Annotated in this window: 10 protein-coding genes; 7 read left to right on the forward strand and 3 right to left on the reverse strand. The window is 67.1% G+C overall.

The window, feature by feature from the left end:
• Window positions 1–84 precede the first annotated feature (84 nt).
• On the forward strand, window positions 85–738 hold the full coding sequence (locus tag U4Z31_RS02850) for a cysteine hydrolase family protein (protein WP_321809373.1): 654 nt from the start codon (window positions 85–87) through the stop codon (window positions 736–738).
• A gap of 5 nt (window positions 739–743) precedes the next feature.
• On the opposite strand, the gene U4Z31_RS02855 is transcribed toward U4Z31_RS02850, so the two are convergent.
• Window positions 744–1,385 (reverse strand): TetR family transcriptional regulator, encoded by a 642-nt coding sequence (locus tag U4Z31_RS02855; protein WP_124486934.1) that lies wholly within the window; start codon window positions 1,383–1,385, stop codon window positions 744–746.
• 398 nt (window positions 1,386–1,783) lie between these two features.
• Between U4Z31_RS02855 and U4Z31_RS02860 the strand changes: the two genes are divergently transcribed.
• The 3 genes from U4Z31_RS02860 to U4Z31_RS02870 are packed head-to-tail and all read left to right on the forward strand — an operon-like array spanning window position 1,784 to window position 7,800.
• Entirely contained in the window at window positions 1,784–3,061 is a 1,278-nt protein-coding gene (locus U4Z31_RS02860; RefSeq protein WP_124486935.1) for an efflux RND transporter periplasmic adaptor subunit, read from the forward strand.
• Window positions 3,062–3,076: 15 nt separating this feature from the next.
• Window positions 3,077–6,277 (forward strand): efflux RND transporter permease BpeB, encoded by a 3,201-nt coding sequence (gene bpeB, locus U4Z31_RS02865; protein ID WP_044844486.1) that lies wholly within the window; start codon window positions 3,077–3,079, stop codon window positions 6,275–6,277.
• Window positions 6,277–7,800, forward strand: a complete 1,524-nt coding sequence (locus tag U4Z31_RS02870; protein WP_044844485.1) for an efflux transporter outer membrane subunit — start codon at window positions 6,277–6,279, stop codon at window positions 7,798–7,800. Before bpeB ends, U4Z31_RS02870 begins: the two co-directional genes overlap by 1 nt.
• A gap of 258 nt (window positions 7,801–8,058) precedes the next feature.
• Here the strand turns inward: U4Z31_RS02870 and U4Z31_RS02875 are convergent, their stop codons facing one another.
• Entirely contained in the window at window positions 8,059–9,435 is a 1,377-nt protein-coding gene (locus U4Z31_RS02875) for a nucleobase:cation symporter-2 family protein (protein ID WP_185640842.1), read from the reverse strand.
• Window positions 9,436–9,884: 449 nt separating this feature from the next.
• Here U4Z31_RS02875 and U4Z31_RS02880 point away from each other — a divergent pair, with 449 nt between their 5' ends.
• Genes U4Z31_RS02880 through fghA form a run of 3 tightly spaced genes read left to right on the forward strand, consistent with a single transcriptional unit; the run spans window position 9,885 to window position 12,442 of the window.
• Window positions 9,885–11,336: a xylulokinase gene (locus U4Z31_RS02880; RefSeq protein ID WP_321809374.1), complete on the forward strand. Its 1,452-nt coding sequence runs from the start codon at window positions 9,885–9,887 to the stop codon at window positions 11,334–11,336.
• Window positions 11,337–11,356: 20 nt separating this feature from the next.
• Window positions 11,357–11,578: a hypothetical protein gene (locus tag U4Z31_RS37135; protein ID WP_415750258.1), complete on the forward strand. Its 222-nt coding sequence runs from the start codon at window positions 11,357–11,359 to the stop codon at window positions 11,576–11,578.
• A 15-nt stretch (window positions 11,579–11,593) separates the two neighbouring features.
• The gene (fghA, locus tag U4Z31_RS02890) at window positions 11,594–12,442 is read left to right on the forward strand and encodes an S-formylglutathione hydrolase (protein WP_321809375.1); all 849 of its coding nucleotides are present in this window, start codon (window positions 11,594–11,596) and stop codon (window positions 12,440–12,442) included.
• Window positions 12,443–12,470: 28 nt separating this feature from the next.
• Here the strand turns inward: fghA and U4Z31_RS02895 are convergent, their stop codons facing one another.
• Window positions 12,471–12,749: a hypothetical protein gene (locus U4Z31_RS02895; RefSeq protein ID WP_321809376.1), complete on the reverse strand. Its 279-nt coding sequence runs from the start codon at window positions 12,747–12,749 to the stop codon at window positions 12,471–12,473.

Genomic DNA, 12,749 nt, shown 5'->3' on the forward strand with positions numbered 1-12,749 from the left:
CGATGCAATCCGACAATGCATCGCATCGCGCTGCTGTCCGCCCCGTTCCGGAGCGGGGCGGCGCGGCCGAACCCGGAGCCTGCCATGTCGAACGCCGTATCGTCTTCCGCTTCCCGCCGTGCCCTGATCGTGATCGATGTCCAGAACGAATACGTGACGGGCAACCTGCCGATCGAATATCCGCCCGTCGACGCGTCGCTGGCGAACATCGGCCGCGCGATCGACGCCGCGCACGCGGCCGGCGTGCCGGTGATCGTCGTCCAGCACGTCGCGCCGGCGGGCGCGCCGATCTTCGCACCGGGCACCGACGGTGTCGCGCTGCATCCGGTCGTCGCCGACCGGCCGTATGCGCACCTCATCGTGAAGGCGCAGGCCAGTTCGTTCGCCGGCACCGATCTCGCCGCGTGGCTCGACGCGCACGGCATCGATACGCTCGCGGTCGCCGGCTACATGACGCACAACTGCAATGCGTCGACGGTCTATCACGCGGCCCACGCGGGGCTCGCCGTCGAATACCTGGCGGACGCGACCGGCGCGTTGCCGTACGCGAACGAAGCGGGCGCGGCGAGCGCCGAAGAGATTCACCGCGCGTACACGGTGGTGTTCCAGTCGAATTTCGCGGCCGTGATGTCGACCGACGCATGGATCGCGGGACTCGGCGGCGCGGCGATGCCGACGCGCGATTCGGTGGCCGCGTCGAACCGGCGGGCCCGCACGCAACGCGCGAAGGCGGCCTGAGCCGGTCAGTCGCCCGTCTTCAGCATCGCCGGGCTGTAACGCATCATGTCGAAGCAGCCGTCGACGAGCTGTTCCGCATGCTGCTCGGCGTCGATCTCGTCGGGCAGCATCAGCATGTCGCGCACGAAACCGCTGACGAGCGTGTGCAGCATCAGCGTCGCGCGCCACGTGTCGAGCCGCTCGGGCAGCAGCTTGAGCCGCACGGCGCCCGCGAGATCGGCATCGATCGCGTGCAGCGCCTCGCTCATCCCCGCGCGGTTGCGCTGCAGCAGCGGTTCCATGTCCGCGACGTACTCGCACTTCATGAACAGGATGCTGAACACGCGCCGCAACTGCGAGTCGCGCTGCACGCCGAGCAGGCACCAGATCAGGATCTTGCGGATCTTCTCCAGCGGATTGCCGCCGGGCGCGTCGAGCGGCATCCGCTTGAGTTCGTCGATCGGCAGGAACACGCGGTCGAACATCGCGTCGAACAGCTCGCTCTTGTTCGCGAAATGCCAGTAGATCGCGCCGCGCGTCACGCCGGCGTGATGGGCGATGTCCGCGAGCGACGTGTGCGACACGCCCTTCTCGAAGAACACGTGTTCGGCGGCGTCGAGAATGCGGTTGCGCGTCTCGAGCGCCTCCTCCTTGGTGCGTCTGACCATGTGCAGGCCTGAATGGATCGATCGTAGGTGAATATAGGGTCCGTAACCCTCGTCGCGGCTGTGCGGACGGGCTATGCTTGCGACTGGTAATAATTCGTAAGACTTGGCGGTTGGCGACGGACGAGCGGGCTTTTTACATACATTCGTGAATGTATATACAATACCACCCTACGATCGAATGACCAAAGTGGCAATCAGTTAATATCCCACTCTGCTGATTCCCGCCAAAGTACCAGTCCGCAGTTCGCGGCATCTCGTCGGCATGGAGGTCTCGTGCCGACTTGCTGTATCCAGTAGTCCAGTAATTCAGGTGTTCGATCTGCGCCGCGAGGCGCATCCGTGTGGCGCTCCGTCCGTGCGCCGCACTCATTCCATTGGTTACACACAGAGGTCGCTCCATGCGCGTCGAACGGGTTCCATACCGCTTGATCACTGTCGCGGCAGCCGCGGTTTTCCTGGCTGCATGCGGAAAAAAAGAATCGGCACCGCCGCCGCAAACGCCGGAAGTCGGCGTCGTCACCGTCCAGCCGCAAGCCGTGCCGGTCTACAGCGAACTGCCGGGCCGTACCAGCGCATTCCTCGTCGCGCAGGTCCGCGCGCGGGTCGACGGCATCGTGCTGCGCCGTGAATTCACCGAAGGCACCGACGTCAAGGCCGGCCAGCGTCTGTACAAGATCGATCCGGCGCCGTACCTCGCTGCATTGAACAGCGCGAAGGCGACGCTCGCGAAGGCGCAGGCGAACCTCGTCACGCAGAACGCGCTGGTCGCGCGCTACAAGGTGCTGGTGGCCGCGAACGCGGTCAGCAAGCAGGACTACGACAACGCGGTGGCCACCCAAGGGCAGGCCGCGGCGGACGTCGCGGCCGGCAAGGCGGCGGTCGACACCGCGCAGATCAATCTCGGCTACACGGATGTGGTCTCGCCGATCACCGGCCGCGTCGGCATTTCGCAGGTGACGCCGGGCGCGTACGTGCAGGCGAGCCAGGCGACGCTGATGTCGACGGTGCAGCAGCTCGATCCGGTCTATGTCGACCTGACGCAGTCGAGCCTCGACGGGCTGAAGCTGCGCCAGGACGTGCAGAGCGGCCGCCTGAAGACGAGCGGCCCGGGCGCGGCGAAGGTGTCGCTGATCCTGGAAGACGGCAAGACGTACTCCGAAGCCGGCAAGCTTCAGTTCTCCGACGTGACGGTCGACCAGGCCACCGGCTCGGTGACGATCCGCGCGGTCTTCCCGAACCCGGGCCGCGTGCTGCTGCCGGGGATGTTCGTGCGCGCACGGATCGAGGAAGGCGTGAACGAGAACGCGTTCCTGGTGCCGCAGATCGGCGTCACGCATGACCAGAAGGGCCAGGCGATCGCGATGGTGGTGAACGCGAGCAACAAGGTCGAGCCGCGTCCGCTGAAGACGGCGGGCATGCGCGGCCAGGACTGGATCGTCGAAGGCGGTCTGCAGGCGGGCGACCACGTGATCGTGCAGGGGGGCGAGAAGGTGCGTCCGGGCGCGACCGTGAAGTCGGTGGAGGCACAACTCGCACCGGCGGCCGGTGCCGCATCGGGTGTCGCCGCTGCCACCGCCGCTCCGGCTGCCGCCGGTTCCGGCGCCGCCGCCGCGTCCGGCGCCGCCGCATCGGGCGCAGCGCCGGCGAGCGCCGCCGCTGCTTCGAGCGCGCAATAACAGGGAGCCTGTTTCATGGCAAAGTTTTTTATCGATCGCCCGATCTTCGCGTGGGTGATCGCCATCATCCTGATGCTGGCCGGGGTTGCGGCGATCTTCACGCTGCCGATCGCTCAGTATCCGACGATCGCGCCGCCATCGATCCAGATCACCGCGAACTACCCGGGCGCTTCCGCGAAGACGGTGGAAGACACGGTGACGCAGGTGATCGAGCAGCAGATGAGCGGTCTCGACAACTTCCTGTACATGTCGTCGACGAGTGACGACTCGGGCAACGCCACGATCACGCTGACGTTCGCGCCGGGCACCAACGCCGACATCGCACAGGTCCAGGTGCAGAACAAGCTGTCGCTCGCGACGCCGGTTCTGCCGCAGGTCGTGCAGCAGCTCGGTCTGTCGGTCACGAAGTCGAGCAGCAGCTTCCTGCTGGTGCTCGCCTTCAACTCCGAAGACGGCAGCATGAACAAGTACGACCTCGCGAACTTCGTGGCGTCGCACGTGAAGGATCCGATCAGCCGGTTGAACGGCGTCGGTACCGTCACGCTGTTCGGCTCGCAGTACGCGATGCGGATCTGGCTCGACCCGACCCGCCTGACGAACTACGGCCTCACGCCGGTCGACGTGACGAGCGCGATCACCGCGCAGAACGTGCAGATCGCGGGCGGCCAGATCGGCGGCACGCCGGCCAAGCCGGGCACCGTGCTGCAGGCGACGATCACCGAATCGACGCTGCTGCAGACGCCCGAGCAGTTCGGCAACATCCTGCTGAAGGTCAACCAGGACGGCTCGCAGGTGCGCCTGAAGGACGTCGCGCAGATCGGCCTCGGCGGCGAAAACTACAACTTCGACACGAAGTACAACGGTCAGCCGACCGCGGCACTCGGTATCCAGCTCGCGACCAACGCGAACGCGCTCGCGACCGCGAAGGCCGTGCGCGCGAAGATCGACGAGCTCGCACCGTTCTTCCCGCACGGCCTCGTCGTGAAGTATCCGTACGACACGACGCCGTTCGTGAAGCTGTCGATCGAGGAAGTGGTCAAGACGCTGCTCGAAGGTATCGTGCTCGTGTTCCTCGTGATGTATCTGTTCCTGCAGAACCTGCGGGCGACGATCATCCCGACGATCGCGGTGCCGGTCGTGCTGCTCGGCACGTTCGCGATCATGTCGCTGGTGGGCTTCTCGATCAACACGCTGTCGATGTTCGGCCTCGTGCTCGCGATCGGCCTGCTGGTGGACGATGCGATCGTGGTGGTCGAGAACGTCGAGCGCGTGATGGCGGAAGAGGGGCTGTCGCCGAAGGAGGCGACCCGCAAGGCGATGGGCCAGATCACCGGCGCACTCGTCGGCGTCGCGCTCGTGCTGTCGGCGGTGTTCGTGCCGGTCGCGTTCTCCGGCGGGTCGGTCGGCGCGATCTATCGTCAGTTCTCGCTGACGATCGTGTCGGCGATGGTGCTGTCGGTGCTGGTCGCGTTGATTCTGACGCCGGCCCTGTGCGCGACGATCCTCAAGCCGATCCCGCAGGGCCATCACGAAGAGAAGAAGGGCTTCTTCGGCTGGTTCAACCGCACGTTCAACAACAGCCGCGACAAGTACCACGTCGGCGTGCACCACGTGATCAAGCGCTCGGGTCGCTGGCTGATCATCTATCTGGTCGTGATCGTCGCGGTCGGCCTGCTGTTCGTGCGCCTGCCGAAGTCGTTCCTGCCCGATGAAGACCAGGGCCTGATGTTCGTGATCGTGCAGACGCCGTCGGGCTCGACGCAGGAAACGACCGCGAAGACGCTCGCGAACATTTCCGACTACCTGCTGAAGGACGAGAAGGAAATCGTCGAATCGGCGTTCACGGTCAACGGCTTCAGCTTCGCCGGCCGCGGCCAGAACTCGGGTCTCGTGTTCGTGCGCCTGAAGGACTACTCGCAGCGCCAGCACGCGAACCAGAAGGTCCAGGCGCTGATCGGCCGGATGTTCGGGCGCTATTCGGGCTACAAGGACGCGATCGTGATCCCGTTCAACCCGCCGTCGATTCCGGAACTCGGCACCGCCGCCGGCTTCGACTTCGAGCTGACGGACAACGCCGGTCTCGGCCACGACGCGCTGATGGCCGCACGTAACCAGCTGCTCGGGATGGCCTCGAAGGATCCGACGCTGCAGGGCGTGCGTCCGAACGGGCTGAACGACACGCCGCAGTACAAGGTCGACATCGATCGCGAGAAGGCGAATGCGCTCGGCGTGACGGCGGATGCGATCGACCAGACGTTCTCGATCGCGTGGGCGTCGAAGTACGTGAACAACTTCCTCGACACCGACGGCCGGATCAAGAAGGTGTACGTGCAGTCGGATGCGCCGTTCCGGATGACGCCGGAGGACATGAACATCTGGTACGTGCGCAACGGGTCGGGCGGGATGGTGCCGTTCAGCGCGTTTGCGACCGGTCACTGGACGTACGGTTCGCCGAAGCTCGAGCGTTACAACGGCGTGTCGGCGATGGAAATCCAGGGTCAGGCCGCACCGGGCAAGTCGACCGGTCAGGCGATGACCGCGATGGAAGGGCTCGCGAAGAAGCTGCCGGTCGGTATCGGCTATTCGTGGACCGGCCTGTCGTTCCAGGAAATCCAGTCCGGCTCGCAGGCGCCGATCCTGTACGCGATCTCGATCCTCGTCGTGTTCCTGTGTCTCGCGGCACTGTATGAAAGCTGGTCGATCCCGTTCTCGGTGATCATGGTGGTGCCGCTCGGCGTGGTCGGCGCACTGCTCGCGGCGACGATGCGCGGCCTCGAGAACGACGTGTTCTTCCAGGTCGGCCTGCTGACCACGGTGGGCTTGTCCGCGAAGAACGCGATCCTGATCGTCGAATTCGCGCGCGAACTGCAGATGACGGAGAAGATGGGGCCGATCGAGGCTGCGCTGGAAGCGGCGCGCCTGCGGCTGCGTCCGATCCTGATGACGTCGCTCGCGTTCATTCTCGGCGTGATGCCGCTCGCGATCAGCAACGGCGCGGGTTCGGCGAGCCAGCACGCGATCGGTACCGGCGTGATCGGCGGGATGATCACGGCGACGTTCCTCGCGATCTTCATGATCCCGATGTTCTTCGTGAAGATCCGTGCGATCTTCAGCGGCGAGAAGGAAGACGTCGACCAGGCGCTGCGTCTGGCTCAGGAGCACTCGCACCACGAAGAGAAGCCGGGCAACGGCGACGAAGGCAACAAGGGACAGTGATGATGCAAAAACACGCTTTGACTGCAATCGCGGTCGCGCTGCTGGCCACGGGCTGCACGATGGCGCCGCACTACACGCGGCCCGACGCGCCCGTCGCGCAGGCGTACCCGGCCGGCGGCGTCTATGCGACGCAGCCGGGCGCTGCCGGCGCGCGCAGCGCGAACGGCCAGGCGGCGACCGCCATCGGCTGGCGCGAATTCTTCGTCGATCCGCGCCTGCAGCGGCTGATCGAGATCGCGCTGAAGAACAACCGCGACCTGCGCGTGTCGGTGCTGAACATCGAGGCGGCGCGCGCGCAGTACCAGATCACGCGCGCGGGCCTGTTCCCGACGCTCGACGGCACGGGCACGGGCAGCATCCAGCGCGTGCCGCAGGGCCTGTCGCAGACGGGTGCGCCGTATATCTCGCGGGCCTACAACGTCGGCGTTTCCGCGTCGTGGGAACTCGACCTGTTCGGTCGCGTGCAGAGCCTGAAGGACCAGGCGCTCGCGCAGTACCTGTCGACGTCGTACGCACGGCAGGCTGCCGAGATCTCGCTGGTGTCGCAGGTGGCGGATCAGTACCTGACGCTGCTGTCGACCGACGACCTGCTGCAGGTCACGGAAAACACGCTGAAGTCGGCCCAGGCATCCTACGACCTGACCAAGCTGCAGTTCGACAACGGCACGGGCTCCGAGCTCGAGCTGCGTCAGGCGCAGACGGTCGTCGAGACGGCGCTCGCGAACCAGCAGGCGCAGGCGCGTGCGCGTGCGCAGGCGCTGAACGCGCTGGTGCTGCTGATCGGCGAGCCGCTGCCGGACGATCTGCCGGCGGGCATGCCGCTCGACGCGCAGAACCTGCTGACGGACGTGCCGGCCGGTCTGCCGTCCGACCTGCTGACGCGTCGTCCGGACGTGATGCAGGCCGAGCAGACGCTGCTGGCCGCGAACGCGAACATCGGCGCGGCGCGTGCGGCGTTCTTCCCGCGCATCTCGCTGACGGGCGCGTTCGGCACCGGCAGCCCGACGCTCGGCGGCCTGTTCAAGGCCGGCACCGCGGCGTGGTCGTTCGCGCCGCAGATCACGATGCCGATCTTCGAAGGCGGGCAGAACATCGCGAACCTGAACCTCGCGAACGTGCAGAAGCGCATCGAGATCGCCAACTACGAGAAGGCGATCCAGTCGGCGTTCCGCGAAGTGTCGGACGGGCTGGCCGCACGCGGCACGTACGACCAGCAGATCGCCGCGCTCGAGCGCAACGAGCACGCGCAGCAGCGTCGCTTCGACCTGTCGGACCTGCGCTACAAGAACGGTGTCGACAGCTACCTGTCGGTGCTGACCGCGCAAACCGACCTGTACTCGGCACAGCAGTCGCTGATCAGCGCGCGCCTGGCACGCTGGACGAACCTCGTCACGCTGTACCGCGCACTGGGCGGCGGCTGGATCCAGCACGCGGGCGAGACGCCGCGCGCACCGGACGAGACGGTCGACTACGACAAGGCGGCTGCTCCGGCCGCTGCGTCGGCGGCAGCGACGAACGGGTAAGCACGATGGCGGGCAGGGGCGGGCGACCGCGCCCGGTTCGCCGAAGTCGCGGTCCCCGGGATGAGACAACGCCACGGACGAAGGTCCGTGGCGTTTTTTTGTGCGGCCGGTTCGGTTGGCCGCGACCGCGGATCGTCATCACCGGCACCTCCGCTATCGTCGCTCAATCACTCGCCGCAAAGCAAAACGCCACGGCAAGCCGTGGCGTTTTTCCTTTACCGTATCGCGCCGTCCTTCGGCGCGTCCGGGTCGGACCGATCAGTGATGCACGTCGGCCGGGCGTCCGTCGAAGTCATGCCCTGCGCGGCGGATCTCGCAACGCGCGTCTTTCTCGCCCTTCACGCCGTTGAACACGACGTTCAGGATCACGGCGGTGGCCGACGCGAGCAGGATGCCGCTATGCAGGATCGGGGCGAGCGCGGGCGGCAGCTTCGAGAAGAAGTGCGGCGACACGACCGGCACGAGGCCCATGCCGACGCTCACGGCGACGATGAACAGGTTGTGCGAGTTGTTCACGAAGTCGACCTTCGACAGCACCTTGATGCCGTTCGCGGCCACCATCCCGAACATCACGATGCCCGCGCCGCCGAGCACGAACGGCGGCACCGACGCGACGACCTGCGCCATCTTCGGGAACAGGCCGAGCAGCACCAGGATCACGCCGCCCGTCGCGCAGACGAAGCGGCTCTTCACGCCCGTCACGCCGATCAGGCCGACGTTCTGCGAGAACGACGTATGCGGGAACGAGTTGAAGATGCCGCCGATCAGCGTGCCGAGGCCGTCGACGCGCAGGCCGCGCACGAGGCGGTCCTGGTTGACCGGACGATCGACCATGTCGCCGACCGCGAGGAACATGCCGGTCGATTCGATGAACGTGACGAACATCACCGTGACCATCGTCGCGATCGACAGCGGGTCGAAGTGCGGCAGGCCGAAGTGGAACGGCATCACGAAGCCGACCCACGGTGCGTGCGCGACGCCGTCGGTATTCACGCGGCCGATCGCGAACGCGATCACGAAGCCGGCGACGATGCCGAGCAGCACCGAGATGTTCGCGAGGAAGCCGCGGCCGTACTTGTTGATCAGCAGGATCAGCGTGAGCACGAGCAGCGACAGGCCGAGGTAGACGGGGCTGCCGTATTCGGGGTTGCCGACGCCGCCGGCTGCCCAGTTGATCCCGACTTCCATCAGCGACAGCCCGATCACCGCGATCACGGTGCCGACCACGACCGGCGGGAAGAACCGCAACAGCTTGCCGATCATCGGCGCGAGCACGATGCCGATGATGCCGGCCGCGATGGTCGAGCCGAAGATGTCGAGAATGCCGAGGCCGGGGTTGGTGCCGATCGCGATCATCGGGCCGACGGCCGCGAACGTGCAGCCCATGATGACGGGCAGGCGGATCCCGAAGATCCACAGGCCGAGCGTCTGGATCAGCGTGGCGATGCCGCACGAAAACAGATCGGCGCTGATCAGGAACGCGATCTGGTCTTTCGGCAGCTTCAGCGCGCCGCCGACGATAAGCGGCACGGCGACGGCGCCGGCGTACATGACGAGGACGTGCTGGAGACCAAGCGTTACAAGCTTGCCGGTCGGCAGCACCTCATCGCACGGATGGACCGTGTTCGATTGCATCTGTCTCACTCCATGATCTTGTTTTCGGGGTGGTACGAAGTTATGCGGAATGCCACATCGCAACAAGAGCGCTGGGTTCTATTCCGTTCTTTGCTGGTTCGATATGCCTGGTCGGCATGAAACAGGGTGTCGATCATCGGGAAACTGCCGCTGGAGTGAGGTTTCCCGGTTTTATAGCCCTACAAAATAGCGCGGACCCCCGTGTCAAATATCGGCCGCTTTATGGTGTGTATCGCGAGCGCGGCATAGTGGCAAAAACGACCGGCGAAAAATCGCGCCGGGTTAACCCGCGAGCGGCTGTTTTGGCGGGCAACGTGCAGCCCGGCGAAGCCGGTCGTGCACGGCCGTGTTTTCGCGTCGCCGCGCGGCCGAAAGCGTCGCAAAAATCGGGGCGCATGGCGCGATCCCGCTATCATCGATATCCGTTCACTCGACTACGCCATCCCGTCATGCGCCTGCTCGGAATCGACCTCGGCACCGGCTCCGTCAAACTCGTCACGCTCGATGCCGATGGCGTCGAGCGCGCGGTGGCGAGCGAACCCTATGCGTTGTCGTCGCCGCAGCCCGGCTGGGCCGAAATCGCGCCCGATGTCTGGTGGCAGGCGCTCGTGCGGGCCGCCGCGCGGCTGCCGGCCGGCGAGCGCGCGCAGGTCGCCGCGATCGGCTTCTCCGGCCAGATGCATGGCGTCGTGCTGATCGACGCGGCCGGGCAGCCGGTGCGGCCCGCGCTGTTGTGGCCCGATACGCGCGCGGTGCGCGAAGCGGACGCGGCGGATTGGCCCGCCGCCGGTTTGCCCGTCGCACCGAATCCCGTCGCGCCCGGCATGGCGGGCCCGCTGTTGCGCTGGCTGGCCGCACACGAACCGCAGGCGCTGCGGGCCGCACGCTGGGCCGTGCAGCCGAAGGACTGGCTGCGCGTCGCGCTGGGCGGCGAGGTCGCGGCCGATCCGAGCGATGCGTGCGCGACCGCGCTCGCGACACCGGACGGCGCATGGGATACGACGCTGATCGAGTCGCTGGGCCTGCCGCTCGACCGGTTCGCGCCGGTGCGGGCGTCGGGCGCGCGCTGCGGCGTGCTCGATGCGAAGGCCGCGGCGGCACTCGGGCTGCCGGCCGGCGTGCCGCTGGCGACGGGGGCGGCCGATACCGCGTGCGCGGCGCTCGGCAGCGGGCTCGTCGCGGCCGGCGACGCGCTGCTGACCACCGGCAGCGGCGGCCAGATCGTCGTGCTCGCGGATGCGCTGCCGCCCGCGCGGCGTGGGCTGCACCGCTATCGCGCGGCAGCCGGCGATGGTTATTACACGATGGCCGCGATGCAGAACGTCGGGCTCGCGCTCGAAGCCGTGCGCGGCTGGCTCGGCTATCCGGGCTGGGCGGATGCGTACGACGACGCGTTCGCGCAGTCGGCGTCCGAGCGGCTGTGCTTTCTGCCGTACCTGACGGGCGAGCGCTCGCCGTGGATGAATCCCGACGCGCGCGGCGGCTGGCTCGGGCTCGGGCTCGGCGACACGCGCGGCGCGATGATGCGCGCCGCATTCGAAGGCGTCGCGTTCGGGCTGCGCGCGGGGCTCGATGCGATCCGCGCTGCGAACCCGGCCGATCCGGTGACGGCGCTGCGCCTCGCCGGCGGCGGCTCGGTCGATCCGCGCTGGCGCCAGTTGCTCGCGGATGCGCTCGGCGCGTCGCTGGACGCGGTCGATTGCCCGAACGCCGCGACGCGCGGTGCCGCGCTGCTCGCCGGCGTCGCGATCGGACACTGGCGCGACGACGCGCTGCGCACGCTGGCGCCGGCTGCGTCGCCCGTCGCCGCGCCGCGCGACGATCGCGCGCTGGCCGCCCGTCATGCGCGTTTCATCGATCTGTATGCGCGAACGGATGCGTGGTTCACGAGCGGCGTTTAAACTCGGGCACTTGTCCTGGATTGTCCTGTTGCGACAGCGGTGACGCCTCGCGGCAAGCCGACGGCCGTTTCCCGCGCGCGACGGGCAGCGGGATCGGCGATCATGCCGGGCGCGATACGGCTTCGCCGTGTCGCGCGGCACGGCGCGACCTGATCACGCACGCGCTGCCGCGCGAGATGCTCGACGACGGCGTCGACCCGATGAAGAAGGGCGAATCGATTCGCCCGATCGTGCTGTATTGAACGGAAGGGAACCCCATGCTCGAACTCGTTTCTTCGCATGCTTGCCACGGTGGCGAGCAACGCTTTTATCGCCACGATTCGAAGGCGATCGGCCTGCCGATGAAGTTCTCGGTGTACCTGCCGCCGCAGGCGGCGCACGGCCGCGTGCCGGCGCTGTTCTATCTCGCGGGGCTCACCTGCACCGAGGAGACGTTCGCGATCAAGGGCGGCGCGCAGCAGTACGCGGCGCAGTACGGCCTCGCGCTCGTGATGCCCGACACGAGCCCGCGCGGCGCGGGTGTGGCGGGCGAGTCGGAGGCGTGGGATTTCGGCGTCGGCGCGGGTTTCTATGTCGACGCGACGCAAGCGCCGTGGTCGACGCATTACCGGATGGAGTCCTACGTGACGGGCGAGCTGCGCGAACTCGTCGCGGCCGAGCTGCCGATCGACGGCGCGCGGCTCGGGATCTTCGGCCACTCGATGGGCGGGCACGGCGCGCTGACGCTCGCGCTGCGTCACCCCGACCTGTACCGGTCGGTGTCGGCGTTCGCGCCGATCGCCGCGCCGACGCGCTGCCCGTGGGGCGAGAAGGCGTTCTCGGGTTATCTGGGCGACGATCGCGAAGCGTGGAAACAGCACGACGCAAGCGAGCTCGTCGCGCGTGCGGATGCGCCGAAGTTCGCGGATGGCATCCTCGTCGACCAGGGCCTCGCCGACCAGTTCCTCGCGAACCAGCTGAACCCCGACGTGTTCGAAGCCGCGTGCGAGAAGGCCGGCCAGCCGCTGACGCTGCGCCGCCATGCGGGCTACGACCACGGTTATTACTTCATCTCGACGTTCATCGCCGATCACGTCGCGCATCATGCACGGGTGCTGGCACGTTAGTGCGATAAACCGGCCGCGCCATCCGCCATCAGCGAGTGGCGCGGCGCTTCCACTTTCGCAGCGTGCGCAAGGCGAGCCAGGTCACCGGTATCACGACCGCAAGCGCTATCAGCAAATGCACGACGATGACGAGATCATCGCCCGCCTCGCCATCCCAGAACCCGGGAACATGCGTGACGAGCCAAGCCCACGCGCGCTCGGGTATCGGCAGTGCGAATGACTCGTGAGTGAGGCACAGCCGTGCAAGCGACACGGATGCCACGAGTACCCACGCGGTCACCGCGGCTCGGTACGCGACTCGCTTCAT

The organism is Burkholderia sp. BCC1985, assembly GCF_905339915.1.
Taxonomy (GTDB): domain Bacteria; phylum Pseudomonadota; class Gammaproteobacteria; order Burkholderiales; family Burkholderiaceae; genus Burkholderia.

Excerpts from the sequence above, each read along its gene's own strand:
- U4Z31_RS02850 (WP_321809373.1), top strand. The coding sequence starts at position 85 with ATGTCGAACGCCGTATCGTCTTCCGCTTCCCGCCGTGCCCTGATCGTG.
- U4Z31_RS02855 (WP_124486934.1), bottom strand. The coding sequence starts at position 1,385 with ATGGTCAGACGCACCAAGGAGGAGGCGCTCGAGACGCGCAACCGCATT.
- U4Z31_RS02860 (WP_124486935.1), top strand. The coding sequence starts at position 1,784 with ATGCGCGTCGAACGGGTTCCATACCGCTTGATCACTGTCGCGGCAGCC.
- bpeB (WP_044844486.1), top strand. The coding sequence starts at position 3,077 with ATGGCAAAGTTTTTTATCGATCGCCCGATCTTCGCGTGGGTGATCGCC.
- U4Z31_RS02870 (WP_044844485.1), top strand. The coding sequence starts at position 6,277 with ATGATGCAAAAACACGCTTTGACTGCAATCGCGGTCGCGCTGCTGGCC.
- U4Z31_RS02875 (WP_185640842.1), bottom strand. The coding sequence starts at position 9,435 with ATGCAATCGAACACGGTCCATCCGTGCGATGAGGTGCTGCCGACCGGC.
- U4Z31_RS02880 (WP_321809374.1), top strand. The coding sequence starts at position 9,885 with ATGCGCCTGCTCGGAATCGACCTCGGCACCGGCTCCGTCAAACTCGTC.
- fghA (WP_321809375.1), top strand. The coding sequence starts at position 11,594 with ATGCTCGAACTCGTTTCTTCGCATGCTTGCCACGGTGGCGAGCAACGC.
- U4Z31_RS02895 (WP_321809376.1), bottom strand. The coding sequence starts at position 12,749 with ATGAAGCGAGTCGCGTACCGAGCCGCGGTGACCGCGTGGGTACTCGTG.